The organism is Methylocaldum sp. (assembly GCF_035627495.1).
Taxonomy (GTDB): domain Bacteria; phylum Pseudomonadota; class Gammaproteobacteria; order Methylococcales; family Methylococcaceae; genus Methylocaldum.
Map to the genome: position 1 here is coordinate 16491 of NZ_DASPLO010000161.1, position 26322 is coordinate 42812.

Below are 26322 nucleotides of genomic sequence, written 5' to 3' on the forward strand. Positions count from 1 at the left end.
TATGAATTTGAGTCAGCGACTCAACGCTACTTTGAATATGCTCTATAAGAAGAGGTTCTGACGGGTAACGTCTTAAGGCGTGTAAATTAGAGAGTATTCGTTCGAAATCGGCCGGTCGCGATTTCATGAGTTACCGATAGTCAACGTAAGACAAGGAAAATTCCCATAAGGTACCCTTTACGCCGAAAGCGACAAAGTGAGCGCAACAAGATTTGCTCCGGCCGGAAACAAGAAAGGTGGCTTTCATATGCCTGATCCTGGAAACTCCTAGGGTTTCGTGTGTCCAAAAAAGCCGCAATGAAATTCATTCTACTGGGAATCGCTCACTAATCAATCCTTGCGACAACGGCGCATTTCCCGCTTGTTAAGATGATTATCCGTATGCAAAGAATTTTGAGCATCGCCCCCATGCTGGATTGGACGGATCGCCATTTTCGCTATTTTGCACGTCTAATTTCTCGGCGGGTGCTGCTTTATACCGAGATGGTTACAACCGGTGCGATTTTGCATGGAAACCGCGACCATTTACTGAAGTTTCATTCGGATGAAAAGCCCTTGGCGCTTCAGTTGGGCGGCAGCAGTCCCTCCGATCTTGCTGAGTGTGCAAGGATTGCCGAGGGTTATGGGTTTAATGAGATTAACCTTAATGTGGGATGCCCGAGCGACCGGGTACAGAATGGGCGATTCGGTGCTTGCTTGATGGCCGAGCCTGAGTTGGTTTCTGAATGTGTGGCGGCTATGGCCGATGCCGTATCGCTTCCGATAACGATCAAGACCCGAATCGGTATTGACGAAAAGGACTCGTATGAAGATCTCGCGCACTTCGTCGACACGGTATCTTCCGGCGGTTGCCATACTTTTATTATCCATGCCAGAAAAGCGTGGCTTAAGGGGTTGTCTCCTAAGGAGAATCGCGAAATACCACCATTAAGATACGATGTGGTCGATCGAATCAAAAAGGACTATCCGGCTCTCGAAATTATCCTAAACGGCGGTGTTGTCGACCTGAACCAGGCGGAGCAGCATCTTAAACGATTTGACGGCGTGATGATGGGGCGAGCTGCCTATCATCAGCCGTACTTGCTTGCGGAGGCTGACCGGCGTTTTTTTGGCGATAATCGTCCCGTTCTCTCTCGACACCAGGTTGTTGAAGCGCTGTTTCCGTATTTGGAAACGGAACTGGCGCGGGGCGTGCGCTTGCACACCATCACCCGGCATGTTCTGGGGTTATATCACGGTATGCCGGGTGGGCGAGCATGGCGGAGGTATCTTGGCGAACACGCGGTAAAACCAAGTGCTGGAGTGGATGTGCTCGTGAACGCTGCTCGCTATTGTGAGGAATCAATGCATGTCTGATCGTGAAAGACATGGCGTATTCCTGCGCGATATACTTATCTATTCCCATTGGTGACATTAATCATGCAAAGCGTAATGGAGCATCTTTTTTCCCAGATCATACAATCTCTTGGAGAGGACGTTACCCGTGAGGGATTGATGGATACGCCCAAGCGGGCGGCAGCGGCTTTTCGCTTTCTCAATAGCGGCTACAATCAGCGCCTCGAGCGTGTTCTCAATAATGCCATCTTCGAGGCGGATACCGAGGACATGGTGATCGTAAAAGATATCGAACTATATTCATTGTGCGAACACCACCTTCTGCCTTTCATCGGTAAGTGCCATGTGGCTTATCTGCCTCAAGGAAAGGTGATCGGACTTTCCAAAATTGCTCGTATTGTGGAGATGTACGCTCGTCGTCTTCAGATCCAAGAGCGGTTGACCAAACAAATTGCGGACGCCCTCCAGACGGCAATTAATCCGGCGGGCGTTGCCGTGGTGATCGAAGCTAAGCATCTGTGCATGATGATGCGAGGTGTGGAGAAGCAAAACTCGGTTATGACTACTTCATCCATGCTGGGTTTATTCCGTAAGCAAATCAGTACTCGCTCGGAGTTTCTCAATCTCATCAATCGAAAATAGACCAGGGATTTCATTCCGTGGCAGAAACAGGAAAATCCCGCCGTTGGGGTGTGCTTCTAGTTAACCTAGGTACGCCCGAGGCCCCGACTACGGCCGCGGTTAGGCGGTATTTGAGCGAGTTCCTCTGGGACTCGCGGGTCGTGGAAATACCGAGGCCGATTTGGTGGATGATCCTCCGTGGTGTGGTTCTGCGGGTGCGCCCATCGAAGTCGGCACGAGCCTATCGTTCGATTTGGACTGACAGGGGCTCCCCTTTAATGGTGTTCAGCACGGATTTGACTCGTGCGGTGCAAGCCGAGGTTTCGGCGAGAACCGGGGGACAGGCTGTCGTAGAAATTGCAATGCGTTACGGAAAGCCCGGAATTCGGGAGAAGCTGGACGAGTTGAAGAGCGCCGGGGTCGATGGAATTCTAATTTTGCCGTTGTATCCCCAGTATTCGTCGCCAAGTACTGGAACAGTATTTGATGCGGTTGCCTCGGTTTTGAAAAGTTGGCGACATGTTCCGGAGATAAGATTCGTTAGCGACTATCATGACTATCCGGCTTATATTCGGGCTGCGGCGAAACGAATCGAATATTTCTGGCGTGATAATGGCCGAAGTGAATTTTTGCTGATCTCATTCCACGGTTTACCGGAACGAAGCCGCGTCTTAGGCGATCCCTACTATGAACAATGCCATACGACCGCCAAGCTAATCGCGGATGAATTGCAGCTTTCGAATGATGCTTGGCAACTGGTTTTTCAGTCTCGATTTGGGCTAGGGCGCTGGTTGCAGCCTTATTGCATCGATGTGCTAAAGTCCTTGCCGCAAAGGGGATTTAGAGAGGTTGATGTGGCTTGCCCGGGATTTGCCGTCGATTGTTTGGAAACCCTGGAGGAGATTGGGATCACCAACAAAGAGGTTTTTAAAGAAGCTGGAGGCAGCCAATACCGATTAATCCCCGCCCTAAACGATAGTCCGGAGCATGCTCGCGTTTTGGCTGATTTGATAATTAAGCATCTTGTGTAAAAGGCGGTGGCTTAACCCGGGTAAATAAGCTTGAAAACTTCGTTGAATTGTTCGTTGACTTGCGGGATTAGTTCATTTAGCTCAGTTACGTCAATGCCGATAAGGTTCCATTTGGCAATATCGGTCGCTGGCGCATCGTCCGATATACCGCAGTTAAAATAATGTGAATAGACAAAAGATTGCGACTGAGCGACCAGGGCGGTTTCGCGACTGAATACCGTGGCGTTTTCTGGTGTGTCATGATGTTCGATGGTTACGGCGATGATCTCCGGCAGTCGCCATAGCCGAGCCAACTCGGCCCCGACCTGGTAATGGTCGAATCCGATAATCCGTCTTTCTCCTTCATGGTAATTTATATTTTCGGATCGTGCCAGGAGTGCCGCGGCACGGGCCAATTCCGGAAGGCGATGATAAACGATTAGTCGCCCTATTTCATGTAGTAGCCCACAAAGAAATACTGCTTGCAGACGTTCGCCATTTGGGTAGAAACTCGCGAGTAATTTGGCTGTTAGTGCGCAGCGCACGCTCATGCTCCAAAATTCTCTCATTGTCATTAAGCTATTGGTGAAGGACGAAAATTTATCGACCACTAGCGTAGTTAATACCAAGTCCCGAATTTCCTGAACGCCGATAATATTTACTGCATGGTGGATAGATGTGACTTTAGATGGGATTCCGTAAAAGGCGCTATTGACGATTCTTAGCAGCCTTGCGGAGAGGCCCGGATCGCTTTCAATCAGCGCGCCGGCATCGTGCAAGTTTGCCTCTGGATTCTCAAGCACTTCATTGAGTCTCAAAAATAATTCAGGGGGAGAGGCTAAGTGCACGTTTCCGGTCAGGATTACGCGGATACTAAGCGGGGTAGAGGCGTATTGCATGGTTTTAGCTCTTGGCGTGCATACCAAACGCTATTCTGCCTTTAATTTAATTTGACTGATACGCTAATAAATGGCATCTATATTTATCTTAGCTCAAGGAAGATTTTATACGTGATACGAGTGGCGATTGAATCTTTTATCATAACTAAGCTTCGTGCTTTTGATTGGATGCCATGACGCCAACTAACCAGCTCGGCGAAAAGTTAATTATTATCGGTGAGCATAACGAGCGTCACCGTGCCCAAGTCGAGTTAATTCTGTCAGAAGCCGGCTTCCTGAATTTCGTATCCGTCTCTAATGGAAGAGAAGTCCTTGAACAGCTGAGAAAATTCCAGCGGAGCCTCGAAGATGTTGGTCTCATTATTCTAAATAGCAACCTCCCTGAATGTCAGATTGACGAGTTCTGTTTATCTTTTTCCTCAATAGATGAGGGAGTTGGCATCCCCGCCATTATCTTCACTGAAGAATCGACTGAAATGGACAGCAAGCAGGTGCTCCGTCTCGCTCAATTGAGCAGGCAAGGCATCAGCCTGATTACTAAGCCTATCCGCGGTCGCGATTTTATCCCCTTGGTAAATATGAGTTTGATACTCAGAAACGAGCGTCACCTGAGACGCAGCCAGGAGGAGCAACTATTAAATGAACTCTCCGAGCGCAAAATCATGGAGGCCCGTTTCAAATATCTCGTGGCCCATGATGAACTAACCGGCCTCGCGAATCGCCGCAGCCTGGAGAAGAAACTTCAGCTGGCCATACACCGATGCCGGAATTTCGATCAGGAAGGTGCCTTGCTGTACCTGGATCTGGATCGGTTCAATATGATCAATGATCTTGAGGGTCACGAAACCGGTGATCGTCTGTTAGTGGAGACGGTCAGCCTGCTGCATGGCACTCTCGATTTGGATCACATCGCAGCCCGGATTGGAGCTGACGAGTTCTGTATTTTTTTGGAAAACGTAAAGCAGCAGGAGGCATTGGTTATTGCTGAACGGCTTCGCCAAGCCTTGGATGGTTTCCGCTTTGTCACTGGACAAGACAGTTATCATATCTCGGCCAGTATCGGTATTGCTCTACTCGAATCGCGAAGGATGGTGAGTCATCCGAGTGTATTGATTGCCGAGGCGCATCAAGCTTGTTACGCAGCGAAAGCGAACGGGCGTAATATGGTGCAGTTGTACAACGATAAAGACACGCAGGCTTGCACGCGTCGAAGCGATATATTGTGGGTCCCGTTGATTCGTGAAGCCTTGATGGAAAACCGGTTTTTTCTGGTTTTTCAGCCGGTTGTCAGGGTTAAGGACGGTGCCATCACACACTATGAAGTCCTGATCCGAATGAGGGGTAAGCGTTCGGATATATTCTCGCCGGGTGAGTTCATCCCGGTCGCCGAACGTATGGGCTTAATTCACCATATTGATCTTTGGGTGGTAGAGAAATCGATAGATTTTCTGGCTTCACTGCCGGAAAACCTATCGCATATCAGCCTAACGATAAATTTGTCGGGTGTTGCGTTTCAGGATCAATCCCTGTTACCCCTAATTAAGCAAAAACTGGAAATAACATGGATATCCGCGTCTCGGCTCGCATTCGAGATCACCGAAACGGCAACCGTCGCGAATTATCAGCAAACTCGGGAAATGATTGCACGCATAAGGGCGTTGGGGTGCCATTTCGCCTTAGATGATTTTGGTGCGGGCTTTAGTTCTTTCGATTACATCAAGAAGTTTCCAGTAGATTACTTGAAGATTGACGGACAGTTCATTAAAAATCTGCTTCATGATGAAACAGATAGGGTGCTTGTCAAGGCAATGATCGATATCGCCCGCAAGCTAGGGAAAAAGACCATCGCCGAATACGTCGAAAGCCCGAAGGTTCTTTATCTTTTGAAAACACTCGGTGTAGATTATGTACAAGGTTATCTAATCGGTAAGCCGGAACCCCATCTGCTCGACAAAACAGCAATCTCCATCGACGATATCGCCAGTTCCGTACAGTCGACCCAAGCCGCCTAATCGAAGTTGCCGTTTAAATTTACGGTCCTTTTGCTTAGCCCTGACGGGCGTTATTCCTTTATCCCATGCAAAATACCAGACGCGGCAAGACATCGCGTAAAAACCGATCACCCATCCTGTCTTTCCTGAACGCGTCGTTCCGACGCATCTTGCTGTATCTGTCTCCGTTTGTCATTGCGATCGCTGTCGGTTATCTGGCGTATGAGGACTACATCGTCCGTCAACAATTCGAAGGAAAGCGCTGGGCTTTGCCTGCCCGTGTCTACGCCAGTCCGGTCGAGTTGTTCGCCGGTTACGAATTGGATGCCGGTCGGCTTGAATGGTTGCTAGAGCAGCTGAAATACAGAAGCGACCCGGGCTTGTCGTCGCAAGGAACTTATTTTAGGAAAGGCGATGTCTTTGTCCTAAAGACACGCGACTTTCGATTTTGGGATAAAGTGGAGGCTTCTCGGCACATACAGGTGCGATTCGATGTTGGACAAATAAGCTCGGTCACTGACTCTGAAGAATCCAAGCCGCTGGCGCTACTTCGTTTAGATCCAGTCCAGATCGGCACTTTCTACCCCGCTTTGAAAGAAGACCGTGTCCTGATCAAGCTCGGTCAGGCACCGGAGCTTCTTTTAAAGGCGTTATTTTCTGTAGAAGACCGGGATTTTTACGAGCATTTCGGAATATCGCCTCGGGGCATTCTTCGTGCGATGTGGGCTAACATTCGCGCCGGGGGAATCGTGCAAGGCGGCAGCACCTTAACTCAGCAGCTTGTGAAAAACTTTTTTCTAAGTTCTGAACGCACATGGTGGCGCAAGCTCAACGAGTTGGTCATGGCTTTGGTGTTGGAGGCGCGTTATTCGAAGGACGAAATCCTGGAAGCCTATCTTAATGAAATTTACCTTGGTCAGGACGGCGCCCGAGCAATACACGGATTCGGTTTGGCGAGCCAGTATTATTTCAGCCGATCGCTGGAAGAGTTGGAGCTGCATCATGTTGCTCTGTTGGTTTCTCTAGTACGGGGACCTTCGTATTACGACCCTTTTAGATGGCCCGCCAAAGCAAAGAAACGCAGGGACTTGGTGTTGGACGAAATGGTTGAACAGGGGCAAATTCCACGGGGTCAAGCCGACGAGTCTAAGGCTAAGCCTCTGGACGTCGTAAAAAATCCGCATCAAGCAATCAGCCGTTATCCTGCATTTTTGGATCTGATCAAGCGCCAGTTGCAGCAAGAATATCGTCCGGAGGACCTGACGTCGGAAGGACTCCGGCTTTTCACTACACTGGACGTATTTGCGCAGCATTACCTCGAGTCCGCAGTCGAGACTACGTTAAGAAAACTTGACAGGCAAACTCGGACGACTCAGTTGGAAACCGCCGCAGTGATCACTCGCCGGGCTACCGGGGAAGTCGCCGCTTTGATGGGGTCTAGAGATCCGCAGGATTCCGGGTTTAATCGCGCGTTGGATGCCCAACGCCAGATAGGCTCGCTGTACAAACCAGTTGTTTATTTGACTGCGTTAGAGGACCCACAACGGTACACGCTGATGTCGCCGCTACAAGACAGTGAGATTCGCATAAAGAATCCCGGGGGAGGGCCGTGGGCACCGAAAAACTACGATAATCAAGAGCATGGCATAGTTCCTTTGCACAAGGCCTTGGCCCACTCCTTTAACCTCGCGACGGTCCATTTAGGCATGGATGTGGGCGTTGCCAGTACCGCGGAAACCTTGCGTAAGCTGGGTGTTGAAAAATCGGTGGAACTCGTTCCGTCGCTTTTGCTGGGAACCGCCACGTTAACGCCGTTTGAAGTCGCCCAAATGTATCAAACCTTAGCTAGCGACGGCTTTGTGGTTCCATTACGGGCTATTCAGGCGGTCGTTTCACAAGAGGGAAAAACCTTGCAACGCTATGGCCTTAGTGTTCGGCAATCGATAGATTCTGCTGCGGTCTATTTGGTCGACACGATCCTGCAGGAAGTCATGCGAGACGGTACCGGAAAACCCGCCTATGCCTATTTGCCTTCCCATTTCGATACCGCGGGAAAAACAGGAACGACCAACGACCTTAGGGATAGCTGGTTCGCGGGATTCACCGGAGATTACCTGGGGGTAGTGTGGGTTGGGCGTGACGATAACCAGCCGGCTAAGCTAACCGGAGCCCAGGGAGCGTTACCGGTTTGGGCATCTACTATGGGAAAAGTGAGCAGGGAGTCACTTGAATTGGAGCCGCCCGAAAACGTCGAATTGGTTTGGATAGATCGTGTAAGCGGTTTACGGTCGGATGAGAATTGTGCCACGGCAATCCGATATCCGTTTATTGCTGGCTCCGCCCCCACGGCGGTGTCTTCTTGTGGTCAGTTGTCAAATCCAACGGAAAGAGTCGATTCCTGGTTTAGGCGTTTATTTTAGATGCGGCCGCCGGGGCTAGCGATAGGAGCCGGCTCCGGTCGCGCTTCCTGCGCGCTCAATTTGTCTATCAGCGCTTTTGCCTCCGTTTTCTGTTGCTCGTTTCCCATTTCCAGAACTTCCTCGAGTATTTCCACCGCCGACTGTGTGTCCTCCATGTCCGCGTAAGCCTTGGCCAAATCTAGTTTAGTTTCCAACTGGTCCATATCGGTTAACGCAGAGTACTGATCCTCACCTTCGTCCGAGAGGTTTTCCAAAAGACTCGTGTCCAGTGTCTCGCTTTCGGCTTGGATAGGCGATACCAAGTCGAACTCGAAATCCGGTGTTTCGGTGTTTGAAGTTGGCGTGACGCTGCGCGGTTCTGATACTTCATCTTGCAGCAAGTCGTTTCTGCTCAACTCGCGCAAGATATCGTCTATGGATTGAGCGGCTTCTTGTTCCGGGTATTCATTTTGAGGACGAGAGTTCAGCTTGTCCGCATCAAAAGCAATCAGATTTTCAAGTTCCGGCAGCTCGTGCTCGGGTTCCGGTGTCGCGGGTTGAAAGTTCTCGACCTGAAAAGAATTAACATTGAAATCAGATATTTCATTGCTGGCAATCGACGTGGCAGTATCCGACTCAGACCTATCCTCGTGCCGTGCATTTCCCTCTAACTCGCGCAAGATCTCGTCTATGGTGTTACCTGATTCTTGCGGCGTGTATTCGCTTTGAGAATTAGACTCCGATTTACCGGAATCAAAGGCGATTAGATTTTCGAGTTCAGGTTGCTCATCTTCGGGTGTGACCTTGACGGTGGGAACGCTCTTACCCCGGAAAGAGTCAACGTCAAATTCCATTGTAGAGCGCTCGTCAGTCATCACCAGCGGTTCATCTGAACTTTGCGCATCAAGATTGAAATTCAGAGGAACGAGCTTTTCCTCGGTAGATGTGGACGTCTCTGCCACCTCGCTGTCGAAGCGCTTTAAATCCTCAATCAATTCGTCGGTGAGGTCGATGGAGCCCAGGATATTTCCTGGATTTGAACCAAAATCCAGAATCGGACCGGAAGACGGCGACACGGCAAACAGCGGATTGTTGGGACACAATTCCCTTCCCATTTCAACCACTTTTTCCCATAACTCTGGCTCGTCATCCTTGTCTTGTGCCTTAAGTTCCTGGGCAAAACGCTCAAAGGCCTCTCGGTTCTCAGTGGCGTAATGGATTTCTAGGAGCTTAAGCTTGCACTCGTCTCGTTCCGGGTGCTGTTCTATGGCGTTCCGAATTAAATCCTCCGCTTGCTTGTAGCGGCCGTAAGCCAGATAAACATCGGCTTCCGAAATGGGATCAACTTCGTCGGACTCGGCTCCTAAGGCATCAAAATCACTCGGTGTGAATTCGCTCAAAAAAGAGCTTTTTGCAGCGGCCGCCGGTTCTGAGATTGTGGAGTCGAACTTGGATTCGACAACTTTGGTCTTTTGCAGGTTCTCTTTTTCGGTCGCAAGTAAGATGCTCTCGGTTTCTTCTATCATTGCCGCACGGCGGCGGGCGATCAGCCACGGTATCAGTGCCAGCAGCATCAGGCCTCCGGCAGTACCGAGATATGTCGGTTGATCGAAGAATTCGTCCAAGAAGCCCGGCTCCTCGGGTGGCGGAGAAACAGGAACGGGTTTAGGCGGTGCGACCGTCGGCTTCGCCGTTGCAATAGTGGCGGGTTGGGCGGTTTCCGGGCTGGGTACTTGGGAGGGCTGCGCGTTCTCAGGCTGAGTGGGCGTCTCCTCTACCTGTGGTGTTTCCTGGTCGGGCGCTGTTTGAGCTGCTAACTGCTCCGGATGAGAGGGGGCTTTCTCCGAAGATGCCGTCGAAGGCTGTTGTGCCTGTGGTACCTGCAGAGTCGCAATTTGTTCGTTCTTGAGGGTTAGGAGACGATGCATCTCGTTCAGTTGCTGCTCAAGTTGAGTCAGGCGGGAACGGAGATCCTCGTTTTCCTGCTTAACTGTTTCTGCAACCTCAAGAGCGATATCGCCCTTGGACTTTCCGGCTCCATCCGTGGTCCCGGCTACCGCTTCTTCGCCTTTGGTATCGGACGGGGCTAGCAATTTGAGCTGACCCTGCGCCGACTGCTGCGCAATCGCGGGTGCAGCCGCGGCTTCCGAGTTCTGCTTCTCTGTGTCGCGGTTCGCAAGCTTTCCGGTTCGGCGATTGTTTTGTTGATAAAGCTCGTCCCGTGCCTGTGCATTCGTGATTTGCAGAATGAACTCACGATCCGGAATTCGCAAAGTTTCCCCGGCCTTTAAAGTGTCTGGGGTGTTCCCATAAAACGCCTGTGGATTGTGCCGGAAGAGGGCTATTACCATTTGTTCCTGCGTAATGCCGGGATCCTGGTTTACCAGTTTGGCGACTTCCCAAAGTGTGGTATCTCTTTTAACCGGTCCGTATTCGGAACCGTTAAATGGGGTTTTGGATTCAGACGGAGAGCGCCCGGTTGAACGCCGGGAATGGAACTCGCTCGGTGAAGATTGAGTCTCCGCTGTTCGCTCTGAACTGCGGGTCGGCCGCTCGAATACCGATGGAGAGGTAGGTTCGGCAATCGTTCGGTCGGAGAAAGTGGCCGGCGGATCCAGCAATACGGTGTATTCGCGGACCACACGCCCGCGGGGCCAGTTGACTTCTACCAAGAAACTTACGAACGGTTCATGCATGACATCGTTCGAACTGACCTCGATGATATAGCTACCGTCGGGTTTCTGAACAGCGGTGAACTGCAATTTGGTGAGAAAAAAGTGCCGCTCTAACCCTGCCTTGGCGAAGGCATCGGGGGGGGCCAAAGAGATTTTGACATCCGCCAAGGAATCCGCGCCGGAGAGGACCAGCGGGATTTCGGCGTTGAGGGACTGGTTCAGAGCGGAACGTAGCTTGATGTCTCCAATACCTAGCGCGCTAGCTCCCATCGGGGCCAGCAGACTCATCATCGCCAAGGTTTTTGATAACTTACGCACTATTTGCCGCTCCTTTGTCCAATCGCTCCCGACATTGACTGCATGGCGGGAGCTGCCTAGATTGCTGAAGGAAAGCTTAGCCTAGATGTATGTTTTTACCAGCACCTCCGCGATTTGGACGCTGTTGAGCGCGGCACCTTTTCGCACGTTGTCGGCTACGACCCAAAGGTCTAAACCTCGGGGGTGAGAAATGTCTTCACGGATGCGTCCGACGTAAACGGCATCGTGTCCGGCCGCTTCGGTAATCGCGGTCGGATAGCCACCGGGTTTATGTTCGTCTATCACCGTCACTCCTGGCGCGCGGCTGAGTAATTCCCGTGCATATGCAGCGGTAATTTTGTTCCGGGTTTCGATGTGGATTGCTTCGGAATGGCCGTAGAATACGGGTACCCGCACCGCGGTCGGATTCACCTGAATACTGTCGTCGCCCATGATCTTGCGGGTTTCCCAGACCATCTTCATTTCTTCCTTGGTGTAGCCGTTATCCATGAAGACATCGATCTGAGGCAGGGCGTTAAAAGCAATCTGCTTCGGATAGACTTCGGGCTTGATCGGTTTGCCGTTCAGCAGCTGAGCCGTTTGGTTGCCGAGCTCTTCGATCGCCTTTTTTCCGGTGCCGGACACCGCTTGATACGTGCAGACGTTAATGCGCTCAATGCCGACGGCGTCATAGATCGGCTTCAACGCCACCAGCATCTGGATCGTGGAACAGTTCGGATTGGCGATGACGCCGCGGGTCTTGTATTGCGCAATGGCTTCCGGATTGACTTCCGGCACAACCAGTGGGATGTCCGCTTCGTAACGGAAACAGGAAGTGTTGTCCACCACCACGCAGCCAGCTTCCGCCGCTTTGGGGGCATAGACGGCGGAAACCGACGCTCCCGCGGAGAACAAGCCGATCTGAGCCTTGGAAAAATCGAACTCGGCCACATCCTGCACGGTGAGATAACTGCCTTTGAATTCCACTTGCTGGCCAGCGGAGCGGGCGCTGGCCAGGGCATACACTTGGCCTACCGGGAAGTTGCGCTCCTCCAGAATGGAAAGCATGGTCTCACCCACCGCGCCGGTGGCCCCTAACACTGCAATGTTGTATGTCTTGCTCATGGGGAAACTCGTTCGGGATTAGCCGTTGAATGATCGTAAAGCGGATACGATAGCGCCACCCATTTCCGCAGTTCCGACCTTTTCGGTGCCTTCCGAATAGATGTCTGCGGTTCGGTAACCTGCATCCAAAGCGGCTATCACCGCTTTCTCGATCCGATCTGCGGACGCGGCATCGTTGAAACTGTAACGCAGCATCATGGCCACCGACAGTATGGTGGCAATGGGGTTTGCGACGCCCTTGCCGGCAATGTCGGGGGCTGAGCCGTGAATGGGTTCGTACATGCCCTTGCCATTCTTGTCGAGTGACGCCGAAGGCAGCATGCCAATGGACCCCGTAAGCATGGCGGCGCAGTCCGAGAGAATGTCCCCGAACATATTATCGGTAAGCATTACGTCAAACTGCTTGGGCGCGCGCACCAACTGCATCGAGGCGTTGTCGACGTACATATGGCTAAGCTGGACATCCGGGTACTCGTGACCGACCTCGATCACGATCTCGCGCCACAACTCGGTGCACTCCAATACGTTGGCTTTATCGATGGAGCACAGCTTTTTGTTGCGCTTTTGGGCAATTTGGAATGCGATGTGAGCGATGCGGCGAATTTCCGACTCACTGTAAATTAAAGTGTTGAAGCCTTCCCGCTCGCCTTTGTCGTTGATGCGGCGCCCCCGCGGCTTGCCGAAGTAAATGCCGCCGGTCAGCTCGCGGATGATCATGATGTCAAGCCCGGAAACCACTTCCGGCTTCAGAGTCGAGGCCGCGACCAGCTGCGGATAGAGGATCGCCGGGCGGAGATTCGCGAACAGTTCCAACTCGGCCCGTATTCCCAGAAGGCCACGTTCCGGCCGGACCGAATAATCCAGCGGTTCCCATTTTGGGCCGCCGACTGCGCCCAAGAGCACCGAATCGGCCGCCTTCGCCAAGGTCAGGGTCTCGTCCGGAAACGGTGTGCCTTTGGCGTCGTAGGCGGCGCCGCCAATCAGTGCTTCCTCCGTTTCAACTTCAAGGCCGAACTCCTGTTTCAGGCAGTCAAGAACTTTTAGCGCCTCGGCGACTATTTCCGGGCCGATGCCATCGCCGGGCAGTACTGCAATCTTCTTTGTCATGCGATTGATGATTCTCTCTTTATTTTTGGGAACTTAGGCATATTCCGGGAACAGCCACGGCGCTTCCTGGCGGCGACTTGCTTCGTAAGCCCGGATTTTGTCGGCGTGTTGGAGGGTCAGGCCGATGTCGTCCAAGCCGTTGAGCAGGCGGTATTTCCGCGAAGGGTCGATCTCGAAATGGATCTTGTCACCGTATACGGTGGTGATCGTTTGGGTTTCCAAATTCACGGTGAGATCAAAGCCGGGACCCGCCTGATTGAAGAGGCTGTCGACGGCCTCGAGTGGGAGCGCGATGGGCAGAAGGCCGTTTTTAAAACAGTTGTTGTAGAAAATGTCGGCAAAGCTCGGCGCGATGATGACGCGAAAACCATGGTCTTCCAAGGCCCAGGGCGCATGCTCGCGGGATGAGCCGCAGCCGAAATTTTCGCGCGTCAACAGGATTCGCGCGCCAAAGTAGCACGCTTGATTGAGCACGAAATCCGGGTTCAAAGGCCGGTGCGAGCAATCCATGTCGGGTTCGCCACGATCCAGGTAGCGCCATTCATCGAACAGATAGGGCCCGAAGCCGCTACGGCGAATGGATTTCAGAAACTGCTTAGGAATGATTGCGTCGGTATCCACGTTGGCGCGGTCCAGAGGCACGACTCTGGACGTAAGGCGGCGAAAAGCTCTCATTGCTTGGATTTCCTCTTGCGCACGGATTGAGTTTGGGGCGACGGAGCGGGTTTGGATTTTTTCGGGGCGGCAGCCGATTTCTCCGGTGCTTTCTTTGTCGATGCTTTATCCGGTTCGTTTGCGGCAGGCGGTGTCGCCGGCATTTGACGCATGTCGACAAAATGGCCGTAGATACCCGCCGCCGCCGCCATGGCCGGACTCACCAGATGGGTGCGGCCGCCATAACCCTGGCGTCCCTCGAAGTTACGGTTCGACGTGGATGCGCAACGCTCCCCCGGCTCCAGGCGGTCGGCGTTCATCGCGAGGCACATGGAGCATCCGGGATCGCGCCATTCGAAACCGGCCTCCCGGAAAATCCGATCCAGGCCTTCTTGCTCGGCCTGGCGTTTCACCAGTCCAGATCCAGGAACCACCAGGGCCTGTTTGATGTTGCTCGCGAGCTTACGGTCTCGGACCACCTCGGCGGCGGCGCGCAAGTCCTCGATGCGGGCGTTGGTGCATGAACCGATGAAGATCTTGTCCACGCGAATGTCGGTAACGGGCGTGCCGGGTTTCAAATCCATGTATTGCAGCGCCCGCTTCATGCTTTCACGTTTTACCGAGTCCGTTTCCTTCTCGGGGTCGGGTATCGCGGCATCGATGGGTAATACCAATTCCGGCGAAGTGCCCCAGGTGACTTGGGGTTTGATATCGGCAGCATTGATCTCGACCACCTTGTCGAATACGGCATCCTCGTCGCTGCGAAGTTGCCGCCAAGCCGCTACCGCCTTGTCCCACAATTCCTCTTTCGGGGCATAGGGCCGGCCTTCCAGGTAAGCGATCGTCACTTCGTCGACGGCTACCAGCCCGGCTCGGGCGCCGGCTTCGATCGCCATGTTGCACACGGTCATGCGTCCCTCCATCGACAAGCCGCGAATCGCCGATCCCGCGAATTCGATGGTATATCCGGTGCCGCCGGCGGTGCCGATCTTGCCGATGACGGCCAGCACGATGTCCTTGGCCGTGACGCCTGTGCCGATCTGCCCGTCCACTTTGATCAGCATGTTCTTGGCTTTTTTCTGAACCAGGCATTGCGTGGCCAGGACATGCTCCACTTCGGATGTGCCAATCCCGAAAGCGAGGGCGCCGAAGGCTCCGTGGGTCGATGTGTGGGAGTCACCGCAGACTATGGTCGTACCGGGCAAGGTCGCGCCCTGTTCGGGCCCGATCACGTGCACGATGCCCTGACGGTCGTCGGTCATATCGAACTCGGTAATGCCGAAGTCGGCGCAGTTCCGGTCCAGTGTTTCGACTTGAAGCCGTGACACAGGATCGCTGATGCCGTGTTCGCGTCCGGTCGTCGGCACATTGTGATCGGCTGTCGCCAAATTGGCTGCGATGCGCCAGGGCTTACGGCCCGCCAGTCTTAGCCCTTCGAAGGCTTGCGGCGAAGTTACCTCGTGAATTAAATGACGATCGATGTAAATAAGGGTCGATCCGTCCGGTTCGGAGTAAACCACGTGATCGTCCCACAATTTGTCGTAAAGGGTTTTGGCGGCCATAGACTCTTGTTGATGGCGAGTTTTATACGGGGAATGTGACGCTCCAGCTAAATCCTCAGGAGGCGTCCCATGGATGTTTCAGTCGAGGCTTGCCCGACAAACCAAAATCATTCCAACAGTGAAAAAATCTTGTCCCGAATGGCTTCAACGCTGCCGACGCCATCGATGCTGGAGAATTTGACGGCTTCCCGTTCGGCTTTTTGCCGGTAGTAGCCTACCAATGGCTTGGTCTGCTCGTGATAAACCTGCAGGCGCTTGCGCACGGTTTCTTCCTTGTCGTCATCCCGCTGAATCAAGGGTTCGCCGGTGATGTCGTCCCGGCCTTCGACCTTGGGCGGGTTGAAGATCACGTGATACGTCCGTCCGGAAGCGGGATGCACGCGCCGGCCGCTCATGCGTTTGACGATTTCCTCGTCGTCCACCACGATTTCGATGACATGGTCGATGGAGACACCCATCTCCGCAAGCCCTTCCGCCTGAGCGATCGTCCGCGGGAACCCGTCGAGTAAAAACCCGTTTTTGCAGTCCTCTTGGGCGATACGCTCCTTGATCAATCCCAGGATGATTTCATCCGATACCAAAGCGCCGGAATCCATGACCTTCTTCGCCTCGATACCTAAGGGCGTACCTTCCCGCACGGCAGCGCGCAGCATGTCGCCCGTCGAGATCTGCGGAATATTGAATTTTTCCATTATGGCTTTGGCTTGAGTGCCTTTTCCGGATCCGGGGCTTCCGAGAAGGATCACGCGCATTTCAGGGACTCCGTGGTTAATTAAACTTGCAATTCTGTCACAAATGCGCAGGGAATGTCACACCGGGGCATTTTAGTCCAATCGCCCGCCATGATCTCCGAGGTTGCGCGGCCGTTTCTAATTGGGGGGCGAAGAAGTGCTTCTTCCAGTGAAATCGACATCGGTTATACCTGCATTTTGATGTTTAATAAGTGCGGCACTTCGATCACCAACAGGTCATTCCAATGTCCGAACTTAACGACCCGCGTGTATTCTTCGCAGCCGAACGCACTCTCCTGGCCTGGAATCGCACCAGTCTTGCCTGGATGGCCTTCGGGTTCGTGATCGAGCGCTTCGGTTTGTTCGTGCATCTGGTTTTTTCAAAACCCGGCGAACCCTTGCAGAAGGGCATTTCGTTTTGGCTGGGCATCGCTTTTGTTTTTTTCGGAGCAATTATTGCGATACTGTCGACTATCCAGTATCGAAAGGTGCTGAAGACACTAAAGCCGGTGGAGATTCCCGACGGCTATCGGGCCGGCATAGGGGTGCTCGCGAACCTGGTCATCGTCCTACTTGGCATTGCGCTGATTGTCTATCTATTTTTGGGCGAGCTTTGAGGCGACTTAGGTGGAGGGCGGCAGCATAGTCAATAGATTAGCCCGTGTGACGCCTGAAGCGCACTCCCGCATGCTGCAGGTCACCACCCTTCCAAGGGGCTGAATCCTCTTATCAATTTAATTTCCCCTTTTTGGGTCCGCTCGTATTCCTTTCGCACAAGGTCGGGGTTGTACTTCCGTTCCAGGCGACGCAGGGTGAAATGGCCGCGCGCAACGTCCTGAAAGTGCTGCATGAATACGAGATTGATTAAGGCACCGCTGACGGCCCCCGCTACCGGCACCATCTGCATGGCGATCTCGTCCGAAATGACGACGCCGAAACGTGCGGCGATTCCGCGAATCAATCCGACGCCGGCCGGAACGCTCAGGCTGGAGGCCCCGCCATAATCAGCGATGCCGGCAAAATGGAAAGCCAACGTTGACCGCAATCCGTAGTAGCCGGTATCGGCCGCATCGTCGTCATTCGATCGCCCACCCAAGGCGAACACTTCCACGCAAGCCAGACGCGCATCGAGCATGCCCAGATTCTCGCCTTCGCTGCGGGCGATGTCGGCAATCGAACGCAGCATCAGCAACGTGATGACCGGCAATTCGGCAACCAAGGCAATTGGACCGAAGAAACCGCCGACCGCTCCGACCGCGAATGCTGCAAACTTGTGGTAGTTATCGTGTGCTCCTGAAATGGCATGCGTATCTAGCGTCCTTGCCGCCGTATGCATGGCTTGACGGATGCTGAATTCGGCCGCTTTGTTCACGCGTTGATGCCAGCTCTTGGGTAGCAGTTTGAGCGTTTGTTCGATCGGAGTGCCGATCACATTGCTCAGCCGAGCGGCAAAGGAAGGGTGTTCCAGATGTCGATACGCCCAGCGAAGCTGTTCCAGTTCCTCCGGCGTTAACGATGCTTTTGCCATGACTTGCTCCACGTTTTGCGGTTTATCCAATCGGCCTTTAACAAGTATCGGGACAATCCTGGTCCCAGACAGTGTGCCACGGATCGGAGTGATTAGGCCGGCCGGAGTTCACGCTTAGGCTCGCCGCAAACTTGTGCCGGTTTGATGATGTTAAACGCAAGACGGCCGAAAGCCGTGCGGCATTCTTTGCTTTTGGATAAATGAGATCAGGGATTGGAAGAATCAAAACGACTTTGCCGCCATAATCGATCCTAACAATAAGTGCGCTCAGCAGCACATAACCGATGTGACAAAAGGAAAAGCATCCTGATTGCCGAGTTCGAGCGTATTGAAGTCTTCGGTAAATTGGACGGCCGTGCCCCCGGCCAGTTCCGCATGATCTATCTTGCGAACCCGGCACGGCTCATGCGGAAAGCGAATCGAGCCTGGCCGGGTTCAAGCTCGGAGTGCTCAGCCGAGGGTTGCGCCGTGAATTGAATCCGCGGTCGCAGAGGCTGCCGATTCACTTGGATTGTGAGCCGGCAGCCGAGAGGGTTAACGGGGAAGTTCCGAGTGCCCCATCAGGTATTCGTCGACAGAGCGGGCGCACTGGCGGCCTTCGCGGATGGCCCAGACCACGAGTGACTGGCCGCGGCGCATATCGCCGGCGGTGAAGATCTTATCCGTCGAGGTGCGATAGTCCAAGGTATTGGCCTTGACGTTGCCGCGTTCGTCGAGGCTCACGCCGAGGTCGTGAAGCATGCCTTCGTGCACGGGGTGGATGAAACCCATGGCCAGCAGCACGAGGTCGGCTTTCAAGGTGAATTCGCTGCCGGGAATTTCGTTCATTACCCAGCGTCCACCGTCCTGTGTCCACTCAAGCCTGACGCAACGAATTTGCTTAACCACACCGTCTTCTCCTTCGATAGACTTCGTGGCAACGCTCCAATGGCGTTCGCAGCCTTCCTCGTGGGAGCTGGATGTACGCAGCTTGTTGGGCCAATTAGGCCAAGTGACGTCTTTTTTCTCTTTTTCCGGGGGCTTCGGCAGGATTTCCAGTTGTGTGATGGATGCAGCGCCATGCCGAGCCGAGGTGCCGATGCAGTCGGAGCCGGTATCGCCGCCGCCGATGACGACGACATGCTTGTCCGTCGCCCAGATGCTGGTTTCCTCGGGAAGCATATCTCCGGCGACGCGGCGGTTCTGCTGCGGCAGGAATTCCATTGCGAAGTGAACGCCCCGAAGTTCGCGCCCGGGCACGTTCAAATCACGCGGCTTTTCCGCGCCGCCGGTCAATACCACGGCATCGTAGTTATCGAGCAGCTTTTTCGTCGGAATGTCCTGGCCAACATGACTATTGGGACGGAACACCACGCCCTCGGCCTGCATCTGGGCGATGCGGCGATCGATCAGGTGTTTTTCCATCTTGAAATCGGGGATCCCGTAGCGCATCAATCCACCGATACGGTCGGCTTTCTCGTATACCACGACGCTGTGGCCGGCTCGCGCCAATTGCTGGGCACAGGCCAGTCCCGCGGGGCCGGATCCCACCACGGCTACCCGCTTGCCGGTACGATGCTGGGGAATGCTCGGCGTGACCCAGCCCATTTCCCAGGCTTTGTCGATAATCGAACATTCGATGGTCTTGATCGTGACCGGCTCGTCGGTCAGGTTCAGGGTGCAGGACGCTTCGCACGGCGCCGGACAGATGCGGCCGGTGAACTCGGGGAAGTTGTTGGTGCTATGCAGTACCTCGATCGCTTCGCGCCAATTTCCTTGATAAACGAGATCGTTCCAGTCGGGGATGATGTTGTTGACCGGGCAGCCCTGGTGACAATAGGGAATACCGCAATCCATGCAGCGCGCCCCTTGTCGGCTGACTTCCTCTTCGGTCAGCGGGACGACAAATTCCTGGTAGTGCTGGAGACGGTCCGCCACCAGCTTATAGCGTCTGTCCTGACGTGAGATTTCCATGAATCCCGTGGGTTTGCCCATTCTGTTTCTACCTCGTTACTGTGCCTTGTTGCACGAGAAAGCTTTAGACTTCGGCTTCTGGGTGCCGAAGCGCCTTCCATTTTTCCAATCGTGGGTCCTGGTCAGCGCGGGGCGCGTTTACACCGCGCCCGTACTTCTAGTGGTGAGCTTCGGTTTGCGTTTTGGCCTTCTGCATCTTTTCGAGCGCCTTTCGGTAATCGACTGGCATAATCTTGACGAAACGTGGTGCGTAAGCCGACCAGTTTTCGAGGATCTGCTTCGCGCGTCCGCTGCCGGTATAACGACGGTGCTTCTCGATCAGGGTGCGGAGGCGCTGAACGTCGTGGCGGGTCATATCGTGCATGATGTCCACCATCCCGTGCGTTTCCAGATCGCCGCCCTGGTGATCCAGATTTTCCAGAGCGATGTCCTCGGCCAAAATCGGTTCCAGTTCGACCATGGCCAAGTTGCACCGGTGTTCGAAATCGCCTGTCTCGTCGAGCACATAGGCGACACCGCCCGACATGCCCGCGGCGAAATTGCGGCCCGTTGAGCCCAGAACCACGATGATGCCCCCGGTCATGTATTCGCAGCCGTGATCGCCGACGCCTTCGACGACGGCAATGGCTCCGGAGTTCCGCACCGCGAAGCGCTCTCCCGCCACACCGCGGAAATAGCATTCGCCCCCGATGGCGCCGTACAGCACGGTGTTGCCGACGATAATATTTTCCTCGGGTACGACCGGAGATTCCGGGGACGGATAGATGGCGATACGTCCGCCCGATAATCCTTTCCCGACGTAGTCGTTGGCTTCGCCCTCAAGTTCCAGGGTGATTCCGGCCGCGAGGAAGGCGCCGAAGCTTTGTCCGGCCGTTCCTTTCATGCGCACGTAGATGGTGTCTTCAGGCAAACCGGCATGGCCATGACGCTTGGCTAATTCGCCGGACAGCATGGCGCCGACCGTACGGTTGAAGTTGCGGACGCCCATTTCAATGCGAACCGGCTTGCGTTCGTCGAGAGCAGGGCGGGCCAGTTCGATCAGCTTATGATCCAGAGCCTTCTCCAGCCCGTGATCCTGGGGCTCGCAATTGGAGATGGCCACGCCTGGCGCAGCTTCCGGCCGGTACAGGATACGGGACAGATCGACCTTGGCGGCTTTCCAGTGGTTGATGGCCTTACACATGTCGAGCTTGTCGGAGCGCCCGATCATCTCCTCGAAGCTGCGGAAACCGAGCTTGGCCATCAGTTGGCGCACTTCCTCGGCGATGAAGAAGAAGAAATTGACCACATGCTCCGGTTGTCCGGTAAAGCGTTTGCGGAGTTCCGGGTCCTGGGTCGCAACACCCACGGGGCAGGTGTTCAGATGGCATTTGCGCATCATGATGCAGCCTTCGACGATCAACGGCGCCGTGGCGAAGCCGAACTCGTCCGCACCCAAAAGCGCGCCGATCACGACATCGCGCCCGGTGCGCATGCCGCCGTCGGCCTGTACGCAGATGCGTCCGCGCAGTTTGTTCAAGACCAAGGTTTGGTGGGTCTCGGCCAAGCCGATTTCCCAAGGCAGACCCGCGTGCTTGATCGAGGTGATCGGGCTGGCGCCGGTGCCACCGTCGTAACCGGCGATGGTCACATGATCGGCATGGGCTTTGGCCACGCCCGCGGCGATCGTGCCGACGCCGACTTCGGAGACCAGCTTGACGCTGATGCGCGCGGCCGGATTGACGTTCTTGAGATCGTGAATGAGCTGCGCCAAGTCTTCGATGGAATAGATATCGTGGTGCGGCGGCGGGGAAATGAGACCCACCCCCGGCGTGGAGTGCCGCACCTTGGCGATGATGGCGTCCACCTTGTGACCGGGCAGCTGGCCACCTTCGCCGGGCTTGGCGCCCTGAGAAATTTTGATTTGCAGATCGTCGGCATTGACCAGATATTCGGCGGTTACGCCAAAGCGGCCCGACGCCACCTGCTTGATGGCCGAGCGCATGGAATCGCCGTTGGGCAACGGTTTGAAGCGTTCCGACAATTCGCCGCCTTCTCCGGTATTGGATTTGCCGCCGATGCGGTTCATGGCGATCGCCAGCGTGGTATGGGCTTCGTAGGAAATGGAGCCGAACGACATGGCGCCGGTGGCAAAGCGCTTGACGATCTCTTTGACCGGCTCCACTTCATCCAGCGGCACGGACTCCCGTTCGTCGAAATTGAAGTCCATCAAGCCGCGCAATGTGAGCAAACGCTCGCTTTGTTGGTTAATCGAGCGGGTGTAGTCCAGATAGGTTTCCCAGCTGTTGGTGCGCGTGGCGTGCTGCAGCTTGGAAATGGTCTCCGGGGTCCATACATGATCTTCGCCGCGAACCCGGTAGGCGTATTCGCCGCCCACGTCCAAGGCATTCCGGTACAGCGGGGCATCGCTGAAGGCCAGCCGATGCCGGCGCATGGTTTCCTCGGCGATCTCTCTCAGTCCCGCGCCGCCGATCGTGCAGATGGTGCCGGTGAAATACTCGTCCAGGAACTCTTCGCTCAAGCCCACGGCGTTGAAGATTTGAGCGCCGCAGTACGACTGATAGGTCGAGATGCCCATCTTGGACATGATCTTGAGCAGGGCTTTCCCGATGGCCTTGATATAGCGCTTGTGCACCTCGTCTTCGGATAGCTGTTCCGGCAGCTTCTCGCGCAGGTCGGACAGGCTGTCGAAAGCCAGATACGGATTGACGGCTTCGGCGCCGTAGCCTGCCAGCAGCGCGAAATGGTGTACTTCGCGCGCCTCTCCGGTTTCCACGACCAGGCCAACCTTGGTGCGGAGACCCGTGCGGGTCAAGTGATAATGTACCGCTGAGGTTGCGAGGAGGGCTGGGATGGCGATGTGCTCCGCATCGATGTCCCGATCGGACAGCACGAGAATGTTGTTGCCCTCGTGCACGGCCAGTTCCGCACGCGCACACAGCGCTTTCAGTGCGGGTTCCATGCCGCCGGCGCCGGTGTCGGCCGAGTAGCAGAAGCTCACGGTTTTGGTCTTGAAAGCGCCCCCGGTGCGGGCTTCGATGCGGCGGATCTTCTCCAGGTCCTGATTGGTAAGGATCGGCTGATGCACTTCCAGCCGCTTATGGCTGCCGCCATTGTGAAGCGCCAACAAATTCGGCCGTGGACCGATGTGGGACACCAGCGACATGACCAGCTCTTCGCGGATCGGGTCGATGGCGGGGTTAGTGACCTGCGCGAAGCCCTGCTTGAAGTAGTCGTAAAGCAATCGCGAGCGGCTGGAGAGCACCGCGAGCGCCGCATCGATACCCATGGAGCCGACCGGCTCCTGGCCGCTCAAGGCCATGGGCGTCAGGAAGAATTTGATGTCTTCCTGGGTGTAGCCGAACGCTTGCTGCCGGTCAAGAAGGGTCTGCGAGTCGGGTGGCATGGCGGCGACTTCGGCCGGCAGCTTCTCCAATTGGATTTGGGTGTCGTTGAGCCACTGCTGGTAAGGTTCGCGATTCGCCAGTTCCGATTTGATTTCGCCATCGTCGATGATGCGGCCCTGTTCGAGGTCGATCAGGAACATCTTGCCGGGCTGCAAGCGCCATTTCTTGACGATCTTATGTTCCGGAATGGTCAGCACGCCCATCTCGGAGGCCATGACGACGGTGTCGTCGTCGGTGATGAGATAGCGCGCGGGACGCAGCCCGTTACGGTCGAGGGTGGCGCCGATTTGCCGTCCGTCGGTGAAGGCCACGGCAGCCGGACCGTCCCACGGTTCCATCAGAGCGGAATAGTATTCGTAAAAGGCGCGGCGGTTTTCGTCCATTAGGGGGTTGCCCGCCCAGGCTTCCGGAATCAGCAGCATCATGGCGTGGACCAGCGAGTAGCCGCCCATGACCAGAAGTTCCAGCGCATTATCGAAGCTGGCGGAATCGGACTTGCCATCGGCAATCAACGGCCAAATCTTGTCGAGATCTTCGCCTAGAATTTCGGACGACATCGAATGACGCCGGGCGGCCATCCAGTTGATGTTGCCGCGCAAGGTATTGATTTCACCGTTGTGGGCAATCATCCGGAAGGGATGGGCCAGATCCCAGGTCGGGAACGTGTTGGTGGAGAAGCGTTGGTGCACCAACGCGAGCGCCGATACCATCTTCTCGTCGCCGAGGTCGCGATAGAACACGCCGACTTGGTCTGCCAGCAGCATGCCCTTGTAAACCAAGGTGCGGGACGAGAACGAGGGAATGTAGAACATCTTGCCTTCGGCAAGGTTCAGGTCGCGAATTCTCTTGTCGATCTGTTTGCGGATGACGAACAGCTTGCGCTCGAAGGCGTCCTGATCTTTGCAGCTTTCCGACCGTCCGACGAAGACTTGGCGGATTACAGGCTCGATGGCTTTGACCGATTCGCCGAGCGCCGAGCTGTCTACCGGAACATCGCGCCAGCCAATTACGGTTTGGCCCTCGGCGCGGATGAAATCTTCGACAATGGTTTCGCAGGTTGCGCGATGTTCCGGGGTGCGTGGCAGAAACAGCATGCCGACGCCGTAGTAGCCGTAATCCGGAAGGGCGATGTCGAGTGCCGAGCACTCGTCGCGGAGAAAAGCATCCGGCGTTTGAATGAGAATGCCCGCGCCGTCGCCCGCCAATGGGTCGGCGCCTACCGCTCCGCGGTGAGTCAGGTTTCTTAGGATTTCCAGCCCCTTACAGACGATGTCGTGGCTTTTTTGGCCCTTGATGTGAGCGATGAAACCTACGCCGCAAGCGTCATGTTCGTTGCGTGGGTCGTATAGACCTTGCTTGGCGGGTATGGCGTTGAAACTCATGGTATACCTCTGTCAGGGGTGTGGTCTTTCTATTGCCGGTTCGCGGTTTACAAGAGAATGAATAATGCGGTTCCAGTAGTGGACCGCCGCGGCCGTCAAGAATTCGTGTTCGCAGTTACTTTTTGGGGTGTCCGAAATGACGACGTGAGGCCGCCCTTTAGCCAAATGGGCAAGAAATATAAAGAATCCGGCGGGTCTTTTCAAGGGCGCCCCCGCTGTGCGCTTGGCGCTTAGCACAAATGCGGCAAAATAAATTTGTTTCGGTGCGGAGATTGATCTCGTTCGCCGCTTGACCATCTGTCCCCGAAGCGGCGATAAGAGGCCAGTATTGCTTGCCGAGCCCGGTTGCCTTTACTTTATTGCCGGAAAATTACGACGGTTCCGCAACAAGGTGGAGCATGCGCGCTAACCATGGGGAATTAGAATGACCGAAAAATATGACGTGATCATTGTGGGCGGCGGCATGGTCGGAGCCACCTTGGGCTGCGGCCTCGGAGGAAGTCACCTGCGAGTGGCCGTAATTGAGGATGCCCCGCCGCCGGCTTTTGCGCCGGAGCAAGCCCACGACCTTCGGGTATCCGCGGTCAGTGTCGCATCCGCCAGCATTCTTAAGACGGTGGGTGCCTGGAAAGGCATCGCTTCGCGTCGATTCTGTCCATTCCGGAGGATGCGGGTGTGGGAGCGGTCGGGTGATGTCGAATTTCGCAGCGAGGACATCAACGAGCCGGTTTTGGGATATATCGTCGAAAACCGAGTGATCCAGTTGGCCTTGCTTGATCGTCTAGTCGAGTTTCCCAATATCGATTTTCTCTGCCCGGTCAAAACCAAGATGATCGATTACGGGCCGCAAGGCTCGACCGTCGAATTGGAGGACGGCCGCGTCTTATCGGCGCGTTTGTTGGTCGCGGCAGATGGCGGCTATTCCCGGGTGCGGCAAGTGGCCGGCATGGGCGTAAGCGGTTGGGATTACGAGCAGCACGCCCTGGTGCTGACGGTGGAAACCGCATACGGCCAGCAGGACATCACGTGGCAACGGTTTACGCCCAAAGGCCCGCAGGCATTCTTGCCGCTGGACGGGCCCCATGCGTCTCTCGTTTGGTACGAGGCGCCGGAGGAAGTCAGGCGCCTGAAAGCTTTGCCGGACGACGTTCTTCTCCGGGAACTAATCTCCGTTTTTCCCACCGCCCTGGGCGATATCAACCGGATCACGGCGAAAGGCAGTTTCCCGCTCAAGCGTCAACACGCATTGAGTTACAGTAAGGAGGGCGTGGCTCTGATTGGCGATGCGGCCCACATGATTCACCCGTTGGCGGGACAGGGCGTGAATATCGGTCTTCTGGACGCCGCGGCGCTGGCACAGGTGCTGGTCGGCGCCCACAGAAATGGCCAAGACATCGGTTCGATCAATACGCTACAAGCCTACGAAAGCATGCGTCGCAGCAACAATTTGATCATGATGACGGCTATGGATATGTTCTATCGCGTGTTCGGGACCGCGAACCGCCCGTTGCGATTTGTCCGGAATTTGGGATTGGGTTTGGCGGAGCGCGTAACGCCCGCCAAAAAAATAGTGATGCGGTATGCGATGGGCTTGGGCGGCCAACTCCCGAATTTAGCGCGTGGCGAAGCCATTTTGGGCTGAATGA

17 protein-coding genes are annotated in these 26322 nt (G+C 54.9%); 7 read left to right on the plus strand and 10 right to left on the minus strand.

The genetic code is table 11. The features are described from left to right. Positions 1–381 precede the first annotated feature (381 nt). From dusA to hemH, 3 genes are all read left to right on the plus strand, one after another. Positions 382–1356 carry a tRNA dihydrouridine(20/20a) synthase DusA gene (dusA, locus tag VEB01_RS14190; RefSeq protein WP_324876500.1) on the plus strand — a complete coding sequence of 325 codons (975 nt, stop codon included), beginning with the start codon at positions 382–384 and terminating at the stop codon, positions 1354–1356. 63 nt (positions 1357–1419) lie between these two features. Continuing rightward, entirely contained in the window at positions 1420–1977 is a 558-nt protein-coding gene (folE, locus tag VEB01_RS14195; protein WP_324876502.1) for a GTP cyclohydrolase I FolE, read from the plus strand. 17 nt (positions 1978–1994) lie between these two features. Then, positions 1995–2987, plus strand: coding sequence for a ferrochelatase (hemH, locus tag VEB01_RS14200; RefSeq protein ID WP_324876504.1), 993 nt, complete (start codon positions 1995–1997; stop codon positions 2985–2987). 11 nt (positions 2988–2998) lie between these two features. Here the strand turns inward: hemH and VEB01_RS14205 are convergent, their stop codons facing one another. Continuing rightward, positions 2999–3865, minus strand: a complete 867-nt coding sequence (locus tag VEB01_RS14205) for an HDOD domain-containing protein (RefSeq protein ID WP_324876506.1) — start codon at positions 3863–3865, stop codon at positions 2999–3001. 173 nt (positions 3866–4038) lie between these two features. Here VEB01_RS14205 and VEB01_RS14210 point away from each other — a divergent pair, with 173 nt between their 5' ends. Beyond that, positions 4039–5877 carry a putative bifunctional diguanylate cyclase/phosphodiesterase gene (locus VEB01_RS14210; RefSeq protein ID WP_324876508.1) on the plus strand — a complete coding sequence of 613 codons (1839 nt, stop codon included), beginning with the start codon at positions 4039–4041 and terminating at the stop codon, positions 5875–5877. Positions 5878–5942: 65 nt separating this feature from the next. Then, a complete protein-coding gene (gene mrcB / locus VEB01_RS14215) occupies positions 5943–8276 on the plus strand; it encodes a penicillin-binding protein 1B (RefSeq protein ID WP_324876510.1) in 2334 nt (777 codons plus the stop codon). On the opposite strand, the gene VEB01_RS14220 is transcribed toward mrcB, so the two are convergent. The 6 genes from VEB01_RS14220 to adk all read right to left on the minus strand — a co-directional run bounded on the left by VEB01_RS14220 (position 8273) and on the right by adk (position 16427). Then, a complete protein-coding gene (locus VEB01_RS14220; protein ID WP_324876512.1) occupies positions 8273–11248 on the minus strand; it encodes a motility hub landmark protein FimV in 2976 nt (991 codons plus the stop codon). The two genes, mrcB and VEB01_RS14220, sit on opposite strands and share 4 nt — an antisense overlap. Positions 11249–11329: 81 nt before the next feature. Continuing rightward, positions 11330–12352: an aspartate-semialdehyde dehydrogenase gene (locus VEB01_RS14225; RefSeq protein ID WP_324876513.1), complete on the minus strand. Its 1023-nt coding sequence runs from the start codon at positions 12350–12352 to the stop codon at positions 11330–11332. 18 nt (positions 12353–12370) lie between these two features. Further along, a complete protein-coding gene (gene leuB / locus VEB01_RS14230) occupies positions 12371–13459 on the minus strand; it encodes a 3-isopropylmalate dehydrogenase (protein WP_324876515.1) in 1089 nt (362 codons plus the stop codon). A gap of 33 nt (positions 13460–13492) precedes the next feature. Further along, on the minus strand, positions 13493–14134 hold the full coding sequence (leuD, locus tag VEB01_RS14235; RefSeq protein ID WP_324876517.1) for a 3-isopropylmalate dehydratase small subunit: 642 nt from the start codon (positions 14132–14134) through the stop codon (positions 13493–13495). Further along, a complete protein-coding gene (leuC, locus tag VEB01_RS14240; RefSeq protein ID WP_349255741.1) occupies positions 14131–15675 on the minus strand; it encodes a 3-isopropylmalate dehydratase large subunit in 1545 nt (514 codons plus the stop codon). The genes leuD and leuC overlap by 4 nt, the downstream gene beginning before the upstream one ends. Positions 15676–15782: 107 nt before the next feature. Beyond that, positions 15783–16427, minus strand: coding sequence for an adenylate kinase (adk, locus tag VEB01_RS14245; protein WP_324876519.1), 645 nt, complete (start codon positions 16425–16427; stop codon positions 15783–15785). 224 nt (positions 16428–16651) lie between these two features. Between adk and VEB01_RS14250 the strand changes: the two genes are divergently transcribed. Then, positions 16652–17023 carry a YidH family protein gene (locus tag VEB01_RS14250; protein WP_324876521.1) on the plus strand — a complete coding sequence of 124 codons (372 nt, stop codon included), beginning with the start codon at positions 16652–16654 and terminating at the stop codon, positions 17021–17023. Positions 17024–17103: 80 nt separating this feature from the next. Here VEB01_RS14250 and VEB01_RS14255 read toward each other — a convergent pair whose 3' ends face one another. From VEB01_RS14255 to gltB, 3 genes are all read right to left on the minus strand, one after another. After that, positions 17104–17934 carry an EcsC family protein gene (locus VEB01_RS14255; RefSeq protein WP_324876523.1) on the minus strand — a complete coding sequence of 277 codons (831 nt, stop codon included), beginning with the start codon at positions 17932–17934 and terminating at the stop codon, positions 17104–17106. A 534-nt stretch (positions 17935–18468) separates the two neighbouring features. Next, entirely contained in the window at positions 18469–19908 is a 1440-nt protein-coding gene (locus VEB01_RS14260) for a glutamate synthase subunit beta (protein ID WP_324876525.1), read from the minus strand. Between the two features lie 136 nt (positions 19909–20044). Next, positions 20045–24676 carry a glutamate synthase large subunit gene (gene gltB, locus VEB01_RS14265; protein ID WP_324876527.1) on the minus strand — a complete coding sequence of 1544 codons (4632 nt, stop codon included), beginning with the start codon at positions 24674–24676 and terminating at the stop codon, positions 20045–20047. A gap of 424 nt (positions 24677–25100) precedes the next feature. On the opposite strand from gltB, the gene VEB01_RS14270 reads away from it, so the two are divergent. Beyond that, on the plus strand, positions 25101–26318 hold the full coding sequence (locus tag VEB01_RS14270; RefSeq protein ID WP_324876529.1) for a UbiH/UbiF/VisC/COQ6 family ubiquinone biosynthesis hydroxylase: 1218 nt from the start codon (positions 25101–25103) through the stop codon (positions 26316–26318). Positions 26319–26322: the final 4 nt, after the last annotated feature.

Bases quoted from the DNA above. Each gene is read 5' to 3' on its own strand.
- VEB01_RS14205 (WP_324876506.1), bottom strand. From the start codon at position 3,865: ATGCAATACGCCTCTACCCCGCTTAGTATCCGCGTAATCCTGACCGGA.
- leuC (WP_349255741.1), bottom strand. From the start codon at position 15,675: ATGGCCGCCAAAACCCTTTACGACAAATTGTGGGACGATCACGTGGTT.
- dusA (WP_324876500.1), top strand. From the start codon at position 382: ATGCAAAGAATTTTGAGCATCGCCCCCATGCTGGATTGGACGGATCGC.
- gltB (WP_324876527.1), bottom strand. From the start codon at position 24,676: ATGAGTTTCAACGCCATACCCGCCAAGCAAGGTCTATACGACCCACGC.
- VEB01_RS14270 (WP_324876529.1), top strand. From the start codon at position 25,101: ATGACCGAAAAATATGACGTGATCATTGTGGGCGGCGGCATGGTCGGA.
- VEB01_RS14255 (WP_324876523.1), bottom strand. From the start codon at position 17,934: ATGGCAAAAGCATCGTTAACGCCGGAGGAACTGGAACAGCTTCGCTGG.
- mrcB (WP_324876510.1), top strand. From the start codon at position 5,943: ATGCAAAATACCAGACGCGGCAAGACATCGCGTAAAAACCGATCACCC.
- folE (WP_324876502.1), top strand. From the start codon at position 1,420: ATGCAAAGCGTAATGGAGCATCTTTTTTCCCAGATCATACAATCTCTT.
- VEB01_RS14225 (WP_324876513.1), bottom strand. From the start codon at position 12,352: ATGAGCAAGACATACAACATTGCAGTGTTAGGGGCCACCGGCGCGGTG.
- adk (WP_324876519.1), bottom strand. From the start codon at position 16,427: ATGCGCGTGATCCTTCTCGGAAGCCCCGGATCCGGAAAAGGCACTCAA.
- VEB01_RS14260 (WP_324876525.1), bottom strand. From the start codon at position 19,908: ATGGGCAAACCCACGGGATTCATGGAAATCTCACGTCAGGACAGACGC.
- VEB01_RS14210 (WP_324876508.1), top strand. From the start codon at position 4,039: ATGACGCCAACTAACCAGCTCGGCGAAAAGTTAATTATTATCGGTGAG.
- VEB01_RS14250 (WP_324876521.1), top strand. From the start codon at position 16,652: ATGTCCGAACTTAACGACCCGCGTGTATTCTTCGCAGCCGAACGCACT.
- leuD (WP_324876517.1), bottom strand. From the start codon at position 14,134: ATGAGAGCTTTTCGCCGCCTTACGTCCAGAGTCGTGCCTCTGGACCGC.
- leuB (WP_324876515.1), bottom strand. From the start codon at position 13,459: ATGACAAAGAAGATTGCAGTACTGCCCGGCGATGGCATCGGCCCGGAA.